At 40.5% G+C, this 23,314-nt stretch carries 17 protein-coding genes; all 17 read left to right on the top strand.

What is annotated here, in order from left to right; all coding sequences use genetic code 11:
• Positions 1-49 precede the first annotated feature (49 nt).
• The 17 genes from rsmH to NST01_RS07475 all read left to right on the top strand — a co-directional run bounded on the left by rsmH (position 50) and on the right by NST01_RS07475 (position 23,115).
• Complete coding sequence (gene rsmH / locus NST01_RS07395; protein ID WP_125588912.1) at positions 50-982, top strand: 16S rRNA (cytosine(1402)-N(4))-methyltransferase RsmH; 933 nt, start codon at positions 50-52, stop codon at positions 980-982.
• Between the two features lie 36 nt (positions 983-1,018).
• Positions 1,019-1,366: a cell division protein FtsL gene (ftsL, locus tag NST01_RS07400; protein WP_025207292.1), complete on the top strand. Its 348-nt coding sequence runs from the start codon at positions 1,019-1,021 to the stop codon at positions 1,364-1,366.
• 7 nt (positions 1,367-1,373) lie between these two features.
• Positions 1,374-3,524 (top strand): penicillin-binding protein, encoded by a 2,151-nt coding sequence (locus tag NST01_RS07405; RefSeq protein ID WP_212338887.1) that lies wholly within the window; start codon positions 1,374-1,376, stop codon positions 3,522-3,524.
• Positions 3,525-3,649: 125 nt separating this feature from the next.
• Positions 3,650-5,569, top strand: a complete 1,920-nt coding sequence (locus tag NST01_RS07410) for a stage V sporulation protein D (RefSeq protein WP_017359366.1) — start codon at positions 3,650-3,652, stop codon at positions 5,567-5,569.
• Between the two features lie 211 nt (positions 5,570-5,780).
• The gene (locus tag NST01_RS07415) at positions 5,781-7,256 is read left to right on the top strand and encodes a UDP-N-acetylmuramoyl-L-alanyl-D-glutamate--2,6-diaminopimelate ligase (protein ID WP_007499773.1); all 1,476 of its coding nucleotides are present in this window, start codon (positions 5,781-5,783) and stop codon (positions 7,254-7,256) included.
• A 136-nt stretch (positions 7,257-7,392) separates the two neighbouring features.
• The gene (mraY, locus tag NST01_RS07420) at positions 7,393-8,367 is read left to right on the top strand and encodes a phospho-N-acetylmuramoyl-pentapeptide-transferase (protein WP_007499771.1); all 975 of its coding nucleotides are present in this window, start codon (positions 7,393-7,395) and stop codon (positions 8,365-8,367) included.
• 9 nt (positions 8,368-8,376) lie between these two features.
• The gene (gene murD, locus NST01_RS07425; protein ID WP_370648319.1) at positions 8,377-9,723 is read left to right on the top strand and encodes a UDP-N-acetylmuramoyl-L-alanine--D-glutamate ligase; all 1,347 of its coding nucleotides are present in this window, start codon (positions 8,377-8,379) and stop codon (positions 9,721-9,723) included.
• Between the two features lie 59 nt (positions 9,724-9,782).
• Positions 9,783-10,883, top strand: a complete 1,101-nt coding sequence (gene spoVE, locus NST01_RS07430) for a stage V sporulation protein E (protein ID WP_007499768.1) — start codon at positions 9,783-9,785, stop codon at positions 10,881-10,883.
• Positions 10,884-11,081: 198 nt separating this feature from the next.
• Positions 11,082-12,176: an undecaprenyldiphospho-muramoylpentapeptide beta-N-acetylglucosaminyltransferase gene (gene murG / locus NST01_RS07435; protein ID WP_017359363.1), complete on the top strand. Its 1,095-nt coding sequence runs from the start codon at positions 11,082-11,084 to the stop codon at positions 12,174-12,176.
• Between the two features lie 30 nt (positions 12,177-12,206).
• Positions 12,207-13,118 (top strand): UDP-N-acetylmuramate dehydrogenase, encoded by a 912-nt coding sequence (gene murB, locus NST01_RS07440; RefSeq protein WP_007499764.1) that lies wholly within the window; start codon positions 12,207-12,209, stop codon positions 13,116-13,118.
• 136 nt (positions 13,119-13,254) lie between these two features.
• The gene (locus NST01_RS07445) at positions 13,255-14,034 is read left to right on the top strand and encodes a cell division protein FtsQ/DivIB (protein WP_017359362.1); all 780 of its coding nucleotides are present in this window, start codon (positions 13,255-13,257) and stop codon (positions 14,032-14,034) included.
• Complete coding sequence (locus NST01_RS07450; protein ID WP_035392136.1) at positions 14,031-14,720, top strand: DUF881 domain-containing protein; 690 nt, start codon at positions 14,031-14,033, stop codon at positions 14,718-14,720. The genes NST01_RS07445 and NST01_RS07450 overlap by 4 nt, the downstream gene beginning before the upstream one ends.
• Before the next feature lie 20 nt (positions 14,721-14,740).
• Positions 14,741-15,466, top strand: a complete 726-nt coding sequence (locus NST01_RS07455; protein WP_007499758.1) for a DUF881 domain-containing protein — start codon at positions 14,741-14,743, stop codon at positions 15,464-15,466.
• The gene (locus tag NST01_RS07460) at positions 15,466-15,834 is read left to right on the top strand and encodes a small basic family protein (RefSeq protein ID WP_003210988.1); all 369 of its coding nucleotides are present in this window, start codon (positions 15,466-15,468) and stop codon (positions 15,832-15,834) included. The genes NST01_RS07455 and NST01_RS07460 overlap by 1 nt, the downstream gene beginning before the upstream one ends.
• Positions 15,835-15,993: 159 nt before the next feature.
• Complete coding sequence (gene ftsA, locus NST01_RS07465; RefSeq protein ID WP_007499754.1) at positions 15,994-17,316, top strand: cell division protein FtsA; 1,323 nt, start codon at positions 15,994-15,996, stop codon at positions 17,314-17,316.
• Positions 17,317-17,349: 33 nt separating this feature from the next.
• Entirely contained in the window at positions 17,350-18,495 is a 1,146-nt protein-coding gene (gene ftsZ / locus NST01_RS07470; protein WP_007499752.1) for a cell division protein FtsZ, read from the top strand.
• 300 nt (positions 18,496-18,795) lie between these two features.
• Entirely contained in the window at positions 18,796-23,115 is a 4,320-nt protein-coding gene (locus tag NST01_RS07475) for a S8 family serine peptidase (RefSeq protein ID WP_411801824.1), read from the top strand.
• Positions 23,116-23,314 lie beyond the last annotated feature (199 nt).

The following is a 23,314-nucleotide window of genomic DNA, read 5'->3' on the forward strand; positions in this document are numbered from 1 at the left end:
AGCTTTCTACACATTCATTTCTATTTGAAAAAGGTGGGACCATATCATCATGTTTCAACATGAGACAGTATTATTAAAAGAAACAGTTGACGGTTTAAACGTCAAAGAAGACGGTACATATGTGGACTGCACGCTAGGCGGCGCAGGTCATAGCTCATATTTACTATCTCAATTATCAGAAAAAGGTACATTAATTGGGTTTGACCAAGACGATGCTGCACTGGATCATGCACGAGAGAAGCTCGCGGATTCTAAAGCGAACATTCTTTTCATAAAAAGCAACTTCCGATATTTAAAAGAACGTCTGAATGAACAAGGTATTACAAGCGTAGACGGTGTGATTTTTGACCTTGGGGTTTCATCACCTCAGCTTGACACACCAGAGAGAGGCTTTAGTTATCACCATGATGCACCTCTTGACATGCGAATGGATCAAACAGCCGCATTGTCGGCAAAACAAGTGGTGAATGAATGGCCATTTGAAGATCTAGTTCGGATTTTCTACAAATATGGGGAAGAAAAATTCAGCAAGCAAATCGCACGCAAAATTGAAGAAGCCAGAAAAAAAGCGCCAATTGAAACAACAGGTGAGCTTGTCGACATTATTAAAGAAGGAATTCCCGCACCTGCAAGACGAAAAGGCGGACATCCAGCGAAAAGAGTGTTTCAAGCGATCCGAATTGCCGTAAATGACGAATTGAAAGTATTTGAAGAAGCACTAGAACAAGCAATAGAGTTACTCAATCCGAAGGGGAGAATTTCTGTTATTACATTCCATTCACTTGAAGATCGGATTTGTAAAAGTACATTTAAAGAAATGTCTTCTCTTCCAGAACTTCCGCACGGACTACCAGTGATTCCAGAAGGACTTGAACCAAAACTGAAGCTGATCACGAGAAAACCAATCGTTGCATCAGAACAAGAGCTGGAATATAACAACCGTGCCCGTTCAGCGAAGCTCCGAATTGCAGAAAAAAAGTAAACGACACCATAGATGATGATAAAAAGGAGGTTTCTTATGAGTAATTTGGCTTACCAAAGAGAAGTAAAGCAACATCAAACCGAGCAACAAGGTCAATCGGTTGTGATTAGAAGAAGAGGTTCTATTACACTTGGTGAAAAAATCTTACTTGTCATGTTTGTCATGGCTCTCATGTGCAGCTCGATCCTCATCATTTCGAAAGCCTTTGCTGTTTATCACGCAAATATCGAAGTGCAGAAGCTAGAACAGCAAGTGTCTTTAGAATCGAAAAAGATCACTGAACTGCAAAAGCAAAAAGATTTACTAAGTGAACCAGAGAGAATCATTGAAGCCGCTAAAAAAGCAGGCTTAAGCATGTCGAAAGATGTTAAGAAGGTCGATTAACATGGCGATGCCTAAAAAGAATAAAATGATGAACAGAGGCGCGGCAATTGCGAGTATTTGCTTCGCCCTGTTTTTCTTTATCATCCTTGCGCGTTTTATTTATATTCAGATTACGGGAACCGTTGATGGACAAGTGTTAGCTGCAAAAGCCAATGAACAATATCAATCGAAAAAAACACTTGAAGCCAAAAGAGGGTCCATTTTAGACAGAAACGGAAATGTGATTGCGGAAGATACATCTGTGTATAAGCTGATTGCAATCATGAGCAAGAAAATGACGGTCGATCTAAAGCATCCGATGCATGTCGTTGACAAAGAAAAGACAGCAAAAGAGCTGTCAAAGGTCATTGATATGAGTGAGAGTGAAATTTTAAAGCGTCTGAATACAAAAGATGCATTCCAAGTCGAGTTTGGTAAGGCTGGAAAGGATATTAGTTTTTCAACTAAGGAAAAAATTGAAAAGCTAAAACTTCCTGGGATCGCCTTTGAAAAAGATACAAAGAGGTATTATCCAAACGGCATGTTTGCTTCGAACTTAATCGGTTATGCTAGATTAGATGAAGCCACCAAGGATATGTCAGGCGCAATGGGTCTAGAAAAGGCTCTGAATAAATATTTAAAAGAAAAAGATGGCTATGTAACGTATAACAGCGACAGAAGCGGATGGGCACTTCCGAATAGTAAAGAAGACATCGTTGCCCCGAAAGACGGGAAAAACGTCACACTGACCATCGATCAAAAAATTCAAGCATTTCTTGAAGAAAGTATGACGCAGGTCGCTAAAAAATATAAGCCGAAGAAAATCATTGCGACAGTCGTTGATCCGAAAACTGGAAGAGTTCTTGCAATGGGACAGCGGCCAAGCTTTAATTTAAATGAACTCGACATTACGAATTATAACAACGATGTCATTTCTTACGCATTTGAACCAGGTTCAACGATGAAAATTTTCACACTCGCTGCTGCTATCCAAGAAGGAGTGTACCAAGGCAGTGACAAGTATCAGTCTGGTACTTATAAAGTAGGTGGCGGTCTTGTAAGAGACCATAACAACGGAAATGGCTGGGGAAAAATTGATTTTCATGAAGGTGTTCTACGTTCTTCAAACGTAGCTTTTGCGAAACTGGCAAAAGAAAAGCTAGGTTTCACACGCTACGAACAATACTTGCAAAAATTCCATTTCTATGACAAAACAGGTATAGACTTGCCGAACGAAGCGTCTAGTAAAATCAATTTCAGATACGAATATGACAAAGCATCGACTGCTTATGGTCAGGCGTCCGCGATTACCCCAATTCAGCAAATTGAAGCGGCGACAGCCATTGCCAACGGTGGAACGATGATGAAGCCATATGTAATCGATCATATTACAGACCCGAACACAAACAAAACAATTTTACAGCACGAACCAACAGTGGCAGGAAAACCAATTTCTTCTGATACAGCGAAGCAAGTCCGTGACATTTTAGGTGAGGTCGTTTCCTCAAAAATTGGCACAGGACAGCCATATCAAATCAAAGGTTTTGATGTCGCTGGGAAAACAGGTACAGGACAAATTGGCGGTGCTGGCGGCTACCTTCAAGGGAGAAACGATTACGTCTTTTCATTCATGGGAATGGCACCAAAAGATGATCCGAAGCTACTCGTTTATGTCGCTGTCCAACAGCCTCAGCTATCTGAAACACAAACAGGCTCTGCCCCTGTTTCAGAAATCTTTAACCCTGTGATGAAAAATAGTTTGCTCTATCTAAATATCGCACCAACAAAAAAAGACGATAAAAAATCTGGCAAACAGAAAATAAAACAAGAAACAATGCCGTCATTCCTAGATTTAGAAGTGAAACAGGCAGAAACAGAAGCAAAAAACAAAAAGTTATCACCTGTTGTCATTGGTGACGGTCTATCCATTAAACGCCAATGGCCAAATGCGGGCTCTGAATTCTCTGAAAGCCAGAAAGTCTTTTTGAAAACAGCAGGGAAAACCATTAAAATGCCTGATATGACAGGCTGGTCCAGAAGGGAAGTTCTTCAATATGCGTCTATTTCAGGTGTGCATATTGAAACAAATGGACAGGGATATGCTGTCAAACAAAGCGTGAAAAGTGGAGCGGAGATTTCAGATAAAGTCGTCACAGTGACCTTCAAAAGTCCAAATTAACTTGAAAACCTAGCAAATCATTTGCTAGGTTTTTTTCTTTTGCTTGAGCGATGGACGAGATCGTTCTATAAAAAGACGAGCCTGCATATGATGAAAACAAGCCATATGTAAGGAGTGAACCGGGCGTGCGAGTGTCAAGTGTAACAGTGAGAAAACGATTGCTTTTCGTGCTGCTGTTTGGGGTGATCATTTTTTTCATCATAGATACTAGATTAGGATATGTGCAGTTTATTATGGGCGAGAAGCTGACAAGTTTAGCGAAAGATTCATGGAGCCGTAACCTTCCATTTGAACCAGAACGAGGAGATATTTTGGATCGAAATGGAGTGGAGCTGGCGACGAACAAAAGTGCTCCCTCTATTTTAGTCGTGCCGCGGCAGGTGAAAGACCCAGCAGAAACAAGCAAAAAATTAGCAGCAGTGCTGAATATGTCTGAGGAGAAAGCGTACAAGCATGTCACCAAGAAAACGTCTATAGAACGAATTTCCCCAGAGGGGAGAAAAGTATCTCATGAAAAAGCAAAAGAAGTCAGAGAGCTTGATTTAGATGGAGTCTATGTAGCAGAGGACAGCATCAGACATTACCCGTTTGGAAGTTTCTTATCTCATGTATTAGGTTTTGCTGGAATTGATAATCAAGGCTTACTTGGGCTAGAAGCGTACTATGATGATGACCTAAAAGGTGAAAAAGGCTCTGTGAAATTTTATTCTGATGCAAAAGGGCAGAAAATGCCAGATGAAGCAGATGATTATACACCGCCTAAAGATGGGCTTGATATGAAATTAACCGTTGATTCAAAAGTGCAAACCATCATCGAACGAGAACTAGACAATGCTCAGGCAAAATATAACCCAGATGGCATGATTGCCATTGCCATGAATCCGAAAAATGGTGAGGTTCTGGGAATGTCGAGCAGACCTGACTTTGATCCGGCTGACTATCAATCAGTTGATTCAAAAGTATTTAACCGAAACTTACCGGTGTGGAGCACATATGAGCCAGGATCGACGTTTAAAATCATTACACTGGCAGCTGCCCTGGAAGAAAATAAAGTAAATTTAAAACGTGATCATTTTTTTGACAGCGGATCTGTGACAGTGGATGGCGCAAGGCTCAGATGCTGGAAAAAGGGAGGACATGGATCACAGTCGTTTCTAGAAGTGGTACAAAACTCTTGTAACCCAGGATTTGTCGAGCTAGGCGACCGTCTTGGAAAAGATAAACTATTTTCTTATATTAAAAATTTCGGCTTTGGTCAAAAGACAGGAATCGACCTTCAAGGAGAAGGTAGAGGAATTTTGTTCCCGCTTGATCGTGTTGGTCCTGTAGAACAGGCAACAACAGCCTTTGGTCAAGGTGTATCTGTTACGCCGATTCAACAAGTAGCTGCAGTGGCAGCCGCAGTAAATGGAGGAACGCTTTACACGCCGTATATTGCAAAAGAATGGATCGATCCAATTACAAAAGAGGTAGTGAAAAAGCAATCACCAATTGCCAAGAAGAAAGTCATTTCAGCGGAGACGTCTAAAGAAATCAGGTATGCCCTTGAAAGTGTAGTCGCTCAAGGAACTGGTCGGAATGCATTCGTTGAAGGATATCGGGTGGGCGGAAAAACAGGAACAGCACAGAAAGTAAAAGACGGAAAGTACATGGAAAATAACCACATTGTGTCATTTATCGGGTTTGCACCTGCGGATGATCCAAGCATTGTTGTATATGTAGCAGTAGATAACCCAAAAGGCACGATTCAATTTGGTGGGACAGTAGCAGCACCTATTGTGGGCCATATTATGCGAGACAGTCTGCCTGAAATGGGCGTGAAAAAAAGAAAAGGACAAATTGAAAAGAAGTATCAATGGCTGGACACAAAAACCATTGAGGTACCGAATCTTGTAGGAGGATCTGTTTCTGACCTTGAATCACTCCTGATTAATCTAAAGATTGATGCTTCAGGAACTGGCAGCAAAGTGGTGAAGCAATCGCCTGCTGCCGGCACAAAGGTCAAAGAAGGTTCCACGATCCGATTATACTTAAATGATGAATAATAAAGAATGAACAGAGGGTAGCCGCACTCATTCGGCTGCCTCTTTTTGTTGAAAGAGAAGGGTCGCTTTAAAAAAAGAGCATAAAGTGTGCTTTTTCCAAGAGAAACTTAAGGAATACGCTGGATGTATCCTTTTTTTTACGATAAAATATAGACTGTGTGTTTTTTTCACAAGACATGCACGTGAACGAATTTGAGAGGTTTGATATGAAATGAAATTACAAGAACTCCTTACATACTTTAAAAGTGAAAACAATGAACTGATAAACGAAAATCCGGAGATTACTTCCATTGAAATGGATTCAAGAGAAGTGAAAAAAGGGAGTCTTTTTGTCTGTATAAAAGGCTATACAGTAGATGGACATGATTACGCTGAAAAAGCAGTGAAAAGCGGGGCTGCAGCGATTGTAGCAGAACACCCACTTCACATAACAGATGTACCAGTCATTATTGTAAAACACTCTCAAAGAGCACTTGCAAGAATAGCAGATGCTTTTTACGAACAGCCAACTCATCAACTCAATCTAATTGGTATTACAGGAACGAACGGGAAAACGTCCACAACACACATGATTGAGCAAATCATGAGAAAAGCCGATAAAAAAACAGGTTTAATCGGTACGATGTATATGAAGGTAAACGATGAAATTCTCGAAGTGAAAAACACAACACCTGAGAGTGTCACCCTTCAGAAGACCTTTAAGCAGATGCTTGATCAAGACGTAGATACGGCCATTATGGAAGTATCATCACATGCTTTGCATCTTGGGCGTGTTCATGGATGTGATTATGATATTGCCGTCTTTACAAATCTTACCCAAGATCATTTGGACTACCACAACACAATGGAAGAATATAAACATGCAAAAAGCTTGCTCTTTTCCCAGCTCGGAAGTGCCTTTCAGCACGATAAGCCGAAGCATGCCATTTTAAATGCAGATGATGAAGCGTCTAGTTATTTTGAAAAAGTCACAGCTGCTGAAATTATGACGTATGGCTTAGAGCAAGAAGCAGATGTAATGGCAAAGAACATTCAAATCAAACCAAAGGGAACACAATTTGATTTGATTACCCCAATCGGCACAAAAAACGTGACGGTTGCCCTTATTGGAAAATTCAATGTGTATAACATTCTAGCAGCTGTATCAGTAGGAATTGTATCAGGCTTAACGTTTGAAACGATCGTTAGTGCCATTGAAGAACTTGAGGGAGTCAAAGGAAGATTCGAACTTGTGAATTTTGATCAAGACTTCCCAGTCATCGTTGATTATGCACACACACCTGACAGTTTAGAAAATGTACTGACTACGTGCAGAGAATTAACAGAAGGTAGAATTTTCTGTGTAGTTGGCTGCGGGGGCGACCGTGATAAAACCAAGCGCCCTCAGATGGCCCAAATCGCTGTGAAATATGCAGATGAGCCTGTTTTTACATCAGATAATCCAAGAAGTGAAGATCCATCAGCCATTTTGAAAGACATGGAAAATGGCGTGCCAAACGCCTATTATCACAGCTTTGTGAACCGGAAACAGGCCATCTTTTTTGCCATTGCCAATGCAAAAAAGGGCGATACAGTCTTAATAGCTGGAAAAGGGCATGAGACGTACCAAATCATTGGTGATCAAGTCTATGACTTTGATGATGCCAAGGTGGCAGCGGACGCTATTTTAGATCTAAACAAATCTTAAAAATGATGAAAAGAGTGTAATGAAATGAAGCATTTTGTACAAAAACAACATACGAAAGACACGAATGAATATCATAATAATGAATGCTATTTTCTAATGGAAAACGGCTTTGGAAATTCGGAAGGAGTAAAGAACAATGCTTGAACAGGTGATATTGTTTACAATCATAATGGGATTTTTAATCAGTGTTCTTTTATCCCCGATTTTTATTCCGTTTTTAAGAAGACTTAAATTTGGTCAAAGTATTAGAGAAGAAGGACCTCAGTCTCACCAAAAGAAATCTGGTACCCCAACAATGGGTGGAATTATGATTATCTTTTCTATTACAATTACAACGATCGTGATGATTAACAAATTCTCTGAGATTAGTCCAGAAATGTTTTTATTGTTATTTGTCACCCTTGGCTACGGATTATTAGGATTTTTAGATGATTATATTAAAGTAGCGATGAAGCGAAATCTTGGCTTAACATCGAAACAAAAACTGATCGGGCAAATTGTGATTGCTGTGATTTTCTATGCAGTCTTCCATTATTATGAGTTTGCAACGACTATTCGCATTCCAGGAACAGATGTCAGCTTTGACTTAGGATGGGCATACTTTATCCTCGTCGTTTTCATGCTTGTCGGTGGTTCTAATGCGGTAAACCTTACGGATGGACTTGATGGTTTATTATCTGGAACAGCTGCTATTGCATTCGGAGCTTTTGCTATATTGGCTTGGAATCAATCTCAGTATGATGTTGCGATCTTTTCGGTAGCAGTAGCAGGCGCTGTCCTTGGGTTCCTTGTCTTTAATGCGCATCCTGCAAAAGTATTTATGGGTGATACGGGATCGCTTGCTTTAGGCGGTGCCATAGTGGCCATTGCCATTTTAACGAAACTTGAGATTTTACTCGTCATTATTGGAGGAGTATTTGTTGTTGAAACGTTATCCGTTATCCTTCAAGTCATCTCCTTCAAAACAACTGGAAAAAGAATCTTTAAGATGAGCCCGCTTCACCACCACTATGAGTTAGTTGGCTGGTCTGAGTGGAGAGTAGTTGTCACCTTCTGGACAGCTGGTTTATTGCTTGCTGTTTTAGGAATTTACATCGAGGTGTGGTTATAATTGAATAGGATGCAAATGTTAAAAGACGAACATGTACTAGTACTAGGCCTTGCAAAAAGCGGATATGCGGCAGCCTCAATTCTTCACGAGCACGGAATAAACGTGACGGTCAATGACCAAAAAGCTTTTGAAGAAAACGAGCCTGCTCAGTTACTTTCTGAAAAGGGGATTGATGTCATTTGTGGCAGTCATCCTCTTCGTGTGTTCGACGATAAAGAAATTACGATTTTAATTAAGAACCCTGGAATTCCTTATGAGAATGTGATGGTCCAAGAGGCGCTTCGCCGAAAAATTCCAGTTTGGACTGAAATAGAATTGGCGTATCATTTGACCTCATCTCCTTTTATTGGGATTACCGGATCAAATGGAAAAACGACCACGACTACTTTGATTTATGAAATGTTGAAAAAAGACAGCCAAAAAACATTGGTAGCAGGTAATATCGGAACGGTCGCAAGTGAAGTTGCCGCGCGTGCAGCGGGCGATGAATGGATCGTAACTGAGCTCTCTTCATTTCAGTTAATGGGAACCGTTGAATTCAGACCTAAAATCAGCTTAATATTAAATATTTTTGACGCACATTTAGACTATCATCACACGCGTGAAGAATACGAAAAAGCAAAACAGAAAGTGTATGCACATCAACTGGAAGATGACATAGCTGTGGTTAACCTAGATGATCCATCTGTTGTCAAACTAGCAGAAGATTCGAAAGCGCAAAAAGTGTTTTTCTCAGTTAAAGAGCCGGTAGCACATGGAGCGTTTATTAAAGATGGTGCCATCTACTATATGAATGAACATGTCATTGACCTAAAGGATGTTGTTCTTCCTGGTGAGCATAACCAAGAAAATATTCTAGCAGCTATTTGTGTTGTAAAAAATGCAGGCTGCTCAAACGAAGCGATTGCACAAGTTCTTACTACATTTAGTGGAGTGAAGCATCGTTTGCAATTTGTGGAGACGATTCAAAATAGAAAATTTTATAATGACAGTAAAGCGACCAATATACTGGCAACAAGTAAAGCTTTGTCTGCCTTCAAGCAGCCGACCATTTTACTAGCAGGTGGACTGGATCGTGGCAATGAATTTGATGAATTAAAACCTTTTATGAAGAATGTAAAAGGAATGATTACATTTGGTGAGACTGCGCCTAAGTTTGTGAAGCTTGGTGAAGAGCTGGGAATACATCACGTAAAACATGTCGATAATGTTGAACAAGCAGTACCTGCGGCGTTTAGCATATCTGAAGAAGAAGACGTGATTTTATTGTCTCCGGCTTGTGCAAGTTGGGATCAGCATAAAACATTTGAAGAACGTGGAGACATGTTTGTAAACGCCGTGCATATGCTTAAATAAGGGCTTGTCTCTCATATGACTGACAGCCCAAATGAAATTATGCTTGGGGTGTCGGTCTCTTGACGAATAAGAAAACTTCTCCGGATTTTTTGCTTGTTGTCATTACGTTACTTTTATTGACGATTGGTTTAATTATGGTGTACAGCGCAAGTGCTGTGTGGGCATCGTATAAATTTGATGATTCGTTTTATTTTGCAAAAAGACAGCTTTTGTTTGCCGGAATCGGAGTTATCGCAATGTTTTTCATTATGCGGGTCGATTATTGGACGTGGCGGACTTGGTCAAAGATACTGATTGCAGTGTGTTTTCTCCTCCTCGTGCTTGTCTTGATTCCTGGTATCGGTATGGAGAGAAATGGTTCAAGAAGCTGGATTGGTGTCGGTGCGTTTAGTATTCAGCCCTCTGAATTTATGAAGCTTGCGATGATTGCGTTTCTTGCAAAATTCTTATCTGAAAAACAAAAGAATATCACATCCTTTCGTAAAGGTTTCGCCCCAGCACTAGGCATTGTGTTTTCTGCATTTGCCATCATTATGCTGCAGCCGGACCTAGGTACAGGAACGGTTATGGTTGGAACCTGTATTATTATGATATTTGTTTCAGGTGCGAGAATCGCTCACTTTATCTTTCTCGGTCTTTTAGGGCTTAGCGGATTTGCCGCACTTGTCTTATCAGCACCCTATCGAATAAAACGAATTACATCTTATTTAAATCCTTGGGAGGATCCACTTGGCAGCGGGTTTCAAATTATTCAATCCTTATACGCTGTCGGTCCAGGCGGTCTGTTTGGAATGGGGCTAGGTCAGAGTAGACAAAAATTCTTCTATTTGCCTGAGCCTCAAACAGACTTTATCTTTGCTATATTGTCTGAAGAACTTGGATTTATAGGTGGATCACTCATTTTGCTGCTCTTTAGTGTTCTATTGTGGAGAGGCATTAGAATAGCCCTCGGGGCACCAGATTTATATGGAAGTTTCTTGGCAGTGGGTATCATCTCAATGGTTGCCATTCAAGTAATGATTAATATCGCAGTTGTCACTGGTCTCATCCCTGTGACGGGCATCACACTGCCATTCTTAAGTTATGGCGGTTCATCACTGACATTAATGCTGATGGCAATTGGCGTACTTTTGAATGTAAGCAGGTATGCTAGATATTAATGTGCTGATAGTTCATGAAACCATATAGACTTTTATTTTGCAAAAGTATGAAAAAATGATTTGAAGAGTGAAAATGGCAGTTTCTGTTTCGAAAACATGATGATTGACTCTTCTTTACAGGTTTTGACGGAGCCCTGTTGTTTAAAACAGGGTTTATACTTTGTTCAGAGCAGAAAAAAATTGAGGGGAAATGGTATAATGCGTATAGTTATTAGTGGAGGCGGAACAGGCGGGCATATTTATCCTGCTCTAGCTTTTATTAAAGAAGTGAAAAGACTGCATCCTGATGTGGAATTTTTATATATTGGCACTGAGAATGGGCTTGAAAAGAAAATTGTAGAAAGAGAAAATATCCCTTTTAAATCAATTGAAATTTCAGGTTTTAAAAGAAAGCTTTCCTTTGATAATGTAAAAACAGTGATGAGGTTTCTAAAGGGCGTCCAAAAAAGTAAATCTTATTTAAAAGAATTTAAGCCGGATGCTGTTATTGGAACAGGTGGTTATGTGTGTGGTCCAGTTGTTTATGCTGCGTCTAAGCTAAAAATCCCAACGATCATTCACGAACAAAATAGCCTACCAGGCATCACAAATAAGTTTCTGGCACGGTATGTGAATAAAGTAGCCATCTGTTTTGAAGAAGCAAAGGAACACTTTCCTTCAGAAAAGGTTGTTTTTACGGGAAACCCAAGGGCCTCTGAAGTCGTCTCTATTAAAGAGGGAAAATCTCTTAAAGAGTTCGGACTGGATGAGAAGAAAAAAACGGTTCTCATTTTTGGCGGGAGCAGAGGTGCAGCTCCAATCAATCGAGCAGTGATTGACATGCAAGATGAATTAAAGACAAAGAACTATCAGCTTTTATATATTACAGGTGAGGTTCATTATGAAAAAGTGCTGAACGAATTAAAAGAAAAAGGTGAAGCACCGAATATGATCACAAAGCCTTTCTTGCATCAAATGCCGGAGTATTTAAAATCAATTGATGTCATTGTTGCAAGAGCGGGAGCCACAACGATTGCTGAAGTGACGGCACTTGGAATTCCGACAATCTTCATTCCAAGTCCATACGTGACCGCAAATCATCAAGAAATTAACGCTAGATCACTTGAAAAACATGATGCTGCGATCGTTTTAAGAGAATCAGAGCTTTCTGGAGATCGCTTGCTTCATGCAATTGATGAAATTGCTGGTAATGACGAGAAACTACATCAAATGAGCCGTTTAACAAAAGAACTCGGAGTACCAGATGCGGCCACACGTTTATATAATGTGTTAAAAGAAATTACGACTTCATGATGAATGATATGAGGTAAGGCGGAGGGTAATATGGAGAACTTGAAGAATGAATTATTAGAAGCGCAAGTTGGTAAAGTACTTGAAAATGAACCGCTTGCAAATCATACGACAATGAAAATAGGCGGACCGGCCGATCTATTAGTCATCCCTAAAGATGTCGATGCTGTCAAAACAATTATGGATCAGGTGAAAAAACATGATACTCAATGGACGGTCATTGGGAGAGGGTCCAATTTACTTGTCCTTGATAAAGGAATTCGCGGGGTCGTTTTAAAGCTGGGCGCTGGACTTGATCACTTAACTGTCAATGATGAAGAGATTACAGTTGGCGGAGGCTATTCAGTTGTAAGACTCGCGACGTCTCTTAGTAAGCAGGGGCTGTCAGGATTGGAATTCGCAGCTGGTATTCCAGGATCTATTGGTGGCGCTGTTTATATGAACGCAGGAGCACATGGATCTGACATCAGCAAGATTCTTGTGAAAGCGAGAGTCTTATTTGAAGATGGAACGATCGAGTGGTTAACTAATGAGCAAATGAACTTTAGCTATCGAACTTCTGTGCTTCAAAAGGAACGCCCTGGAATTGTTCTCGAAGCAGTGTTCAAGCTTAAACAGGACGAACGTGAGAAAATCACAAAGAAAATGCAGCAAAATAAAGATTATCGCAAGGAAACACAACCGTATAATAAACCATGCGCCGGCAGTATTTTCCGAAATCCATTACCTGAATATGCAGGACAGCTTGTAGAAAAGGCGAATTTAAAAGGATATCAGATTGGCGGCGCTAGAATTTCTGATATGCACGGAAACTTTATTGTCAACGCTGGTGGGGCGAAGGCTCAAGATGTGCTCGACTTAATTCAGTACATTCAAAAGAAAATCAAAGATGACTACAATGTAGAGATGCATACAGAAGTAGAAATTATTGGTGAAGCAAATTAAAGGCTACTACTTATGAATGATGGTATCACAGGAAAACAAACGGCATTTTTTCATGCCGTTTGTTTTCTAATCAATATGAGATAAAGAATGATCCAAAGGTGCGGACAAGCAGCTTTGAATGAGGTGAAGAGTATATATGCGGCCTGATCATGAAAATGAAAAGATCGTCAATATAGAAGAGCGAATCCCTAAAATTAAAGAACAACGGAAGCAGAAAGCGAATCGGAGATTAATCTCTTTTATTTTGCTGTTTTTTATCATGGTTTTAATTATTGTCTATTTGCAAACACCAATCAGTAAAATTTCTTCTTTAACCATTACCGGTAATGAACATGTACCAACAAAACAGCTCGTTAAACTTTCGCAAATTAAAGAAGGCGAGACAGAGTTTTGGAATTTAAATAAAGATATGACAGCAGACCATATAAAGCAAAATAAATTGATTAAAAGTGTCAGTATCAAAAAACATTTCCCTAATAAGGTCAGTATTGCTGTCAAAGAGTATGCAAATATTGCGTATCTGCAAAAGGGACATTTTTATTATGAGCTTCTTGAAAACGGGACGGCTTTGCCAGATGAAGTAACGCCAAGTCACGCAGGACCTATTTTTGTCGATTGGGACAATAAAGAGAAATTGAAGCAAACAGTGAGAGCTCTGAATCAACTGCCGGCTTCTATTCAGGAACTAATCTCAGAAGTATATTACGTACCAACTAGCTCCAATCAATGGCTCGTTAAATTTTATATGAATGATGGAAACACCGTTATTGCATCAATTAAAACATTCGCAGATAAAATGACGACGTACCCTGCCATTGTCAAAGAGCTTTCGTCCTCTGAGAAAGGTACGATTCATATGGAAGTAGCTACGTATTTTGAAGCTTTTAAATCTAAGAAAAAGGAAGATGAACGTTGAGAGGCAAAACCGTCATATTCTCAATTGTAATGCTTGTTCTTGGATTTCTGATTTCTTTTTCATACCAATATACGAAGCAGCATCAAGCAGATGTCAATCGAACCGAACAATGGAAAAAAGAATATTCTTTGAAAAGTCAGCTAACAAAACAAGAAAAGGCGAATCAAAAACTTGAAAAAGAACTTTATCGTCTTCAATCAAAAGTCCAAGAAACAGAGTTTGGTTTGAAAAATGAAAAAGAGCAGTATTTCAATGTTTTGGAAGATGTTGAGAAATACAGAATGTTTACAGGAGAAATAGGTGTAAAAGGGAAAGGGGTAAAAGTATCTCTTGAAGATGCATCTTATATCCCGAGTGGACAAAATGTCAATAATTACATTGTGCATGAGAGCCACATTTTCCATGTGATAAACGAACTATTTATATCAGGGGCATCTGCTGTAGCTATAAACGGACAAAGAATCACACACCAATCATACATACATTGTAACGGTCCAGTCGTCACGGTTGATGGTGTTCAACATCCAGCACCATTTGTCATTTCTGCTATTGGAGATCCAGCTGTTTTAATTCCTGCATTAAACATTGCAGGCGGGGTGGTTGATCAGCTGACAAGTGATCATATTTCCATGACGATTGAAAAGAAGGATATTCGTATGAATCCTCTTCTAAGAAACAAAGATTAAATGTGAAAAGGTGAGTGGTGTTGAGGAAAAAGAAGCCATTACTTAGTTTGACAGTCCTGATGGTCATATTTGGCATCATGGTCTCGATCCAGTTTAACTCTCTACAAAAGCCTAAAGTTCGCGATACTCGAGACGTTTGGGAATTAAGAGAGGATTTATCTGCATCTAAAAGTAAGGAACTGGATTTGTTGAAAGAAATTGATAAATATGATGAAATGCTAAAAAAGTATGGCAACCAAGAAGATCAATCCAAAGAAGCACAATTAACAAAAACGTTGAAGGATTTGAAAGAAAAGGCTGGTTTTACAGAGGTAACGGGTGAAGGAGTTGAAATAGAAATTACTCAGCTTTTTTCTAAGGAACTTACTGGAGAAGAAGTCAAAAATATACCACCTGATCTTCTGAAAAAATTAATCAACGAAGCCAATATGTTTGGGGCAAAACATATTTCCATTAATGAACACCGGGTGATTAACACCAGTGTTATTCGAGATATTAATGGTACGACGAAAATGGATGGTTACAGCATAGATGGTGATACAGTCACGATTAAGATGGTCAGCGAGCAGGCCGATAAATTATACAGCCGTTTAAATGTATCAGATATTGGTGATTTGTTTGCTCAGGAAAATTTCAGTTTGAGTATTAGACCGCCGAAGAAAAAAATTCATTTAAAAGCATTTGACGGTACAATTCAATTAAATGAATTGAAGCCTCTTGACGATGTAAAGGAGGGAAAATCTTAATGTGGCTTCCTGTACTTGGTTTAATCATAGGAGTTGCGATCGGTTTCTTAACGAATTTTACGATACCGAATGAGTATTCTAACTATCTTTCCCTCGCTGTACTTGCTGCGCTTGATACATTGATTGGTGGAATCAGAGCACATCTGCAAGGGGCATACGATGAACTAGTGTTTGTATCAGGTTTCTTCTTTAATATTATACTCGCAATAAGTTTAGCTTTTCTGGGCGTCCATCTTGGTGTAGACTTGTATTTAGTCGGAATGTTTGCATTCGGTGTTAGATTGTTTCAAAATATCGCCGTTATTCGAAGAATTCTACTAACAAAATGGACAATTTCTAGAGAAAAAAAGAAAAAAAGTGAGTCATAAAAAAGGATATACATATGATGTAACGAATATTTTCAGTAATCCTAATAAAAAATGTTGATTTTTTAAGTTTTGTTACACACTTGTAAAAACACATTCATTGTATTGTTGTTCAGCAAATAATAGAATAGAAAGTATTGATATGTGAGGAGGTGCCATAGAATGAACAACAATGAAATTTACGTCAGCCTTGACATCGGTACATCCAATATAAAAGTCATCGTCGGAGAAATGGCGGATGATTCGCTTAACATTATAGGTGTTGGAAATGTCCCTTCAGAGGGGTTAAAAAAAGGATCGATTGTTGATATAGATGAAACAGTTCATTCTATTAGACAAGCATTTGAACAGGCTGAGAGAATGGTAGGTTTTCCTTTACAAAAGGCGATAGTCGGAATTAACGGAAACCACATTCATATTCAGAATACGAGCGGCGTTGTCGCAGTGTCTAGTGAAAATAAAGAAATACATGCTGAAGATGTGAGACGTGTCTTGGATGCTGCACAGGTAGTATCTATTCCGCAAGAACATCTCGTAGTAGACGTCATTCCGAGACAATTTATCGTCGACGGAAGAGATGAGATCACAGATCCGAAAAAAATGCTAGGTGTACGGCTAGAAGTGGATGGATCGTTAATCACTGGTTCTAAAACGATTCTACATAACTGGCTCCGATGTGTAGAGCGGGCTGGTATTGAAATTATGGATATTTGCTTGCAGCCACTCGCATCGGGTTCAGCAGCGTTATCGAAAGATGAAAAAAATCTAGGGGTAGCTCTTGTCGATATTGGCGGCGGCTCTACTACGATATCCGTATTTGAAAACGGGCATCTCTATTCTACTCACAGTATCCCATTGGGCGGAGAGAACATTACAAAAGATTTGTCTATAGGACTTAGAACTTCCACTGAAGAAGCTGAACGAATCAAAAAGCAATTTGGGCATGCATTCTATGATGAGGCATCGTCTGAGGAGACATTTGAAGTTTCCGTCATCGGTACGGACCAAAAACAGACGTATACACAACTTGAAGCAGCCAATATCATCGAAGCACGATTGGAAGAAATTCTGCTTTTTGTGGCAGAGGAATTACGCAATATGGGTGTCCATGATTTGCCTGGCGGATTCGTTCTAACAGGTGGACAGGCAGCTATACCAGGTATTCTTTCTCTGGCACAAACGGTCTTACAAAACAATGTAAGAATCGCAAGTCCTAATTATATTGGGGTCAGGGAACCTCAATATATGACAGGAGTGGGCCTGATCCATTTTGCTTATCGCAATGCAAAGATTCAGGGCAGACAGGTTGGATTCCAAATGCCGGATGAAGCATTTCATGAAGTAGGCGCGTCCATGGAGCCGGTTTCTTCTACACCACAAGTAAAAGAAGCTCAGCCAAGACCGAAAGTGAAACAAAAAGCGCAACAAGAGACAAATAAAAAACCGGGCAAAATGAAAAAACTATTTAATATGTTCTGGGAATAGAACTAGATTTTCGACGGATTAGGAGGATTCAGCATGTTGGAGTTTGAAACAAATATAGACGGCCTAGCATCAATTAAAGTAATCGGTGTAGGTGGCGGCGGAAATAACGCTGTCAACCGAATGATTGAAAATGACGTACAGGGTGTCGATTTTATTGCAGTGAATACAGATGCACAGGCGTTAAACTTATCAAAAGCAGAAACAAAAATGCAAATCGGTGCTAAGCTGACAAGAGGGCTTGGAGCAGGTGCGAATCCTGAAGTCGGTAAAAAAGCTGCTGAAGAAAGCAAAGAACAAATTGAAGAAGTCCTAAAAGGCGCTGACATGGTCTTTGTGACAGCCGGTATGGGCGGTGGAACTGGTACGGGTGCTGCACCTGTCATTGCGAAAATCGCAAAAGATTCTGGAGCCTTGACAGTTGGAGTTGTGACTCGTCCTTTCACATTTGAAGGAAGAAAGCGTCAGCTTCAAGCAGTTGAAGGGATTGCTTCTATGAAAGAAGCAGTTGATACGTTAATCGTGATTCCAAACGATCGCCTGCTTGAAATTGTCGATAAAAACACGCCAATGCTTGAAGCATTCCGTGCAGCAGATAACGTGTTAAGACAAGGTGTTCAAGGGATCTCAGATCTCATTGCAACACCAGGTTTAATTAACCTTGACTTTGCTGACGTGAAAACGATCATGTCTAACAAAGGTTCAGCTCTTATGGGAATTGGTGTCGCAACAGGCGAAAACCGTGCTGCTGAAGCAGCGAAAAAAGCCATTTCTTCACCACTTCTTGAAACAGCGATTGATGGAGCACAAGGTGTTATCATGAATATTACTGGTGGTACGAACCTTAGTCTTTATGAGGTACAAGAAGCAGCGGATATTGTTGCATCAGCCTCTGATGAAGATGTCAACATGATCTTTGGATCTGTCATTAATGATAACTTGAAGGATGAAATTGTGGTCACAGTCATCGCAACCGGTTTTATTGAGCAAGAGCCCGAAGTGACAAAACCTCAAAGAAATCCATTAGGACAAGGATTAAAGCAAAATCAATCCATTCCACAAAAGCGTGAAGTAAAACGTGAGGAACATCAGCAAACATCATCACAACCAAGACAAAATACACAGTCAAGTGATGATACATTGGATATCCCAACGTTCTTACGTAACCGCAATAAACGATAAGCAAGCACGATTCAACCCCTTCCTTTGGAAGGGGTTTTTTTATGTCTGCATGGTGAGAAGATCCTGAACCTGATTGATATAAAAGTCTTATTTCCTCGTGTTATTTGGAACTATTGTATGTGTTTTGGCTTGAGTTTTTTAAGTCAAAAGAATCATTTTTAATTTCCTTTACAAAAAACGACAAAATGTTGAACTTTATTTGACTACATTAATGAGAACACCAAGAAACTTGTCATGATCAAAAAGAAGGGGGAGGGGCAGGATACACACTGTTTGACCATTTGAGGAGGAGGGATTTTATTGAAAGTGAAGTTTCGCAAAACCGCCGTCTATCGTTTCATAAGTCTTTTGGTGATTGGTATTTTAACGATGACAAGCTTTGGGATGGTTCAAGCAAAATCGACTTCTACCTCATATCAGGAGGAAGCCGTTTCCTCTAAGACAACAAAAGCCAAGATTTCTTCGAGATTAAAGAAGCAGTTTCAAAAGGAAGATAAGGTGACCTTCTTAGTCAAAATGAAGGAACAAACGAATGTACAAAAAGTAGCAAAAGAAGCTGTATCAAAAGCAAAAAAACAAAAATTAACCGCGGCTAAAACGCAGTACACAAAAAGATCAGCCGTTGTATCTGAGCTGAGAGCAACATCTGATGAAACGCAGCAAGCGCTCCTAGCGTATTTACAACAGGAAAAAAAGAATAAGCAAGTGAAAGATATTCATTCCTACTATATTGTGAATGGTCTAGCTGTGACGGCAACAAAAGAAGTGATGGAAAAGGTTGCTTCTTTTCCAGAAGTAGCTCAAGTGCTGCCGAATGAAACACGTCAACTTCATCGTCCTGTTGATTTGAAGCATGCTAAGCCAAACAAACAAATCAAAGCAGTAGATGGAGTCGAATGGAATATTGCTCAGGTGCATGCACCAGAAGCGTGGGATTTAGGCTATGACGGGACTGGAACCGTTGTGGCAAGTATTGATACTGGTGTCGAATGGGATCATCCTGCGCTAAAAGAAAAATACCGCGGGTTTGATCCTGCTCGTCCGAACGAACCATCTCATGAACTGAATTGGTATGATGCCACGACAGGCTCTGAAGTCCCTTATGATGACTTGGAGCACGGGACCCATGTGACAGGCACAATGGTTGGTTCTGAGCCAGATGGAAAGAATCAAATTGGGGTCGCACCGGGAGCAGAATGGATTGCAGTGAAAGCTTTTTCAGAAGATGGCGGTACAGATGCTGATCTGTTAGATGCCGGTGAGTGGATTTTAGCACCGAAAGATCAAAGCGGAAATCCTCACCCAGAAAAGGCACCTGATGTTGTGAATAATTCGTGGGGCGGTGGGCCAGGTCTTGATGATTGGTATAAAGATGTAGTGAATGCTTGGAGAGCAGCAGACATCTTTCCAGAATTTTCAGCCGGTAATACCGATTTATTCAATCCAGGCGGCGCGGGTTCGATTGCAAATCCTGCTAACTATCAAGAAGCCTTTGCTACGGGCGCAACAGATCATGACAACAAGTTAGGGTCTTTCTCCCTTCAGGGTCCTTCTCCATATGGCGTAATGAAACCAGATATTGCTGCTCCGGGAGTAAACATTCGTTCTTCGATCCCGGGAAAAGGATATGAGGATGGGTGGAATGGTACATCGATGGCAGGTCCGCATGTCTCAGCTGTTGTTCTTCTTCTTCGCCAAGTGCAATCAGACCTTTCTGTGGATGAAATTCAGCAAATTCTCATTGAGACAGCGAAACCACTGACAGATCAGCAATTTCCTGAATCCCCTAACAACGGTTATGGGGCAGGGTTAGTTGATGCAAGAGAGGCGATTACTGCTTTAACCAATGGAATCGGTACGATTGAAGGTCAGGTGACAAAAGAAGGAGAAGATACAGAACCACCTGTTTTTTCACATAAAGGTCCGAATGAAATTTTTGCTGCAACGCCAACCCCATTAACCATCACTGCAGAAGATGGAATAGCAGTGACAAATGTTTCTTTGACTTACCGAGTAGATCAAGGTGAATGGGAGACATTGCAAGCCAACCGCACGGATGGAAATCATTTAAAAGGAACCTATACGGTGCAGCTCCCTGAACTTGAGGGGGAAAACGTGACATACCGATGGATTGTGAAAGATTTTGGAGGAAATGAAGCGGCATCAGATTCTTATACACTTCCAATTAAAACATCCATCACCACTGGCTACTCACAAGATTTTGAAGCATGGCCAAGTGGATGGTTCAGTGGTGGAACAAAAGATCCGTGGCAGTGGGGAAAACCGTCCACAGGTCCAAAACAAGCATTTAGCGGGGAACATGTCTATGCCACCAATTTAGACAGTCCTTATGAAAATAAAACGGACGCCAATTTGTCTATGCCGCTCATTGCTGTACCAGATTCAGGTTCTTCCTACCTGCAATATCAATACTGGCATGATCTCGAAGCCAATTATGATTATGTGCATGTCTATGTACAGCCAGAGGGTGAAGACGCCGTTCAAGTGACAGCTTATACGGGGAAAACAAATGCGTGGACAGCAGGCGAAGTTGATTTATCTGCTTATAAAGGTCAAAAAGTGAGAGTCCTGTTTCAGATAAGAACAGATGGCAGTGTCACTAAAGATGGCTTTTATTTAGATGATGTGAAAATCACAGATGAGGCTTTGTCTCAACAAGCCAAGAACCAGCTAGGTGTAATCAAAAAAGAAAAATCCACAAGCCAGAATAAGAAATTAGTTGATCCAAAAAAGGCAAAGCCTGCTAAAGTAAAAAATAAACATGTACACATTCAAAAGCAAAACAGTCATAATGCTCCGTCTATTCAAGCTCTTCCAATGAAAGCGCAAATCAGTATTCTAGAAAGCGGAAAATCAACTTCCTCCGATGAAGCGACAGGGAAATATCAGCTGTCTCAAGGAGCAGGAGAATGGACAGTGAAAGCGGAAGCTTACGGCTTTGAATCACGGTCCCAAAAAGTCAAAGTGGCATCAAAAGAAACAGCAGAAGCGAATTTCTCCTTACAGCCGCTAGAGAAACGAACGATCTCCGGCACGGTCGTCAATGAAACAACTGGTGAAAAGGTGAAGAATGCTACTGTTTATCTTGTGGAGGACGCAAAAATTGAGCCGGTGAAAACAGATGAATCCGGTGAATTTTCTCTAGAGGCATTAAGTGGTGTCTATACAGTCAAAATTTTTGCAAAGGGGTTTAAAGGCTATACGTTTACAGCGGATGTGACGGAAAAGCCGCTTGAAAAGTCAGTGAAACTTGAGCCTTTTATCGGTTTTCCGGGAGAGATTGGCTACGATGATGGAACGGCTGAAAATGCACGGGCTTTCTACGATCCTGGCAATGGCTGGGCTGTGAAGTTTTCATTAGAAAAAGGAAAGAAACAAGCACAAGTCACAGGTGGTCTTTTCCGGTTTTGGACATCAGAATGGCCAGCTCCTGGAGGCGATGAATTTGCTGTTGAAGTATATGATGCTTCTGGGAAGGGTGGGGCACCAGGTGAGAAAATCGCAGGACCTTTAAAAGCAAATGCGCTGCGTAATGGTGAATGGACAAAAGTAGATTTAGAAGATCAAGCCATTACAGTGGATGGCGATTTCTATCTTGTTTATATTCAAACGAAAAAGAATACCGAATCTCCGGGACTTGCCACAGATGAAGATGGCCCTAATGCTGAAAGAAGCTGGCAGCTGACGAGCGGTGCTTTTTCTCCTTCTCCGAAAGAAGAGGGGAATTATATGATACGTGCGCTCGTAAACTATGAAGCAGATGTACCAGAAATCACTTCTCCAAAGGAAGGAACCATTACAAATCAAGGTGAATTGACGATTGAAGGCACAGCCTCTCCGGGACTCGATGTGGCCATTTATCAGAATGATGAAGAGGTGGCCAACGTCAAATCAGATGAGTCGGGTACTTTCAAAGAAAATGTATCTGTTCCAAGTGGAGAGCATGTCTTCACGGCGGCGACTGTAACGGATAAAGGCTCAACAAAACATTCCAAGCCAGTCAAGGTGATCATCGATCAAACAGCACCGACATTGACCATTGATACACCGAAAAAAGGCGACAAGTCTAATAGAGAATCACTCACGGTGGAAGGGAAAGTAGCGGATGATTATCTAGATCAAGTCACAGTCAATGGAAAAAAAGCGACCGTAAAGGATGGGGCATATTCTGCAAGGGTGCTGCTTGAGAACGGGAAAAATACAATCAAAGTGACAGCAAAAGATGCGGCTGGAAACAAAACGACTAAAAAGGTCGACATCGATGTACAATATGATGCACCTATCATTTCTGAATTAACGCCAAAAGACAATATGAATCTATCATCAGGTGAATCGGTTAAGATTTCATTTAAAAGCAGGGAAAAGCTAGATGCCACCTTTGTTCTTCATATGCCGCTGACAAATGCTAGATCAAAACTTCAAAACACAACCGAACTGCCGATTCGTGAAGTAGCACCGGGAACGTATGAAGGCTACTGGACGGCGACATCTATTGCAAAAGCAAAAGGTGCAGTGATTGAAGTCATTGTCAAAGATGATTATGGAAATGTCACAAGACAGAAGGCAGAAGGAACACTCACCATCAATGAGAAAGAATGACAGCGAAAAAGACACGACTCTTCGGAGCGTGTCTTTTTTGTGCAATTGATAGAGGAGACACTTGTCCAACAAATCATCCTGATGTTCTTTCTGTTTCATACGTCGACAAAAACGATAACAATCCACCAAAAGTTCTCTATCATCCCCTACAAGAATTGACAGACTTCCATCCTATGACTGTTTTATACTGGTACAAACA

This window comes from Bacillus sp. FSL R7-0166 (assembly GCF_038008935.1).
GTDB lineage: Bacteria > Bacillota > Bacilli > Bacillales > Bacillaceae > Bacillus > Bacillus altitudinis.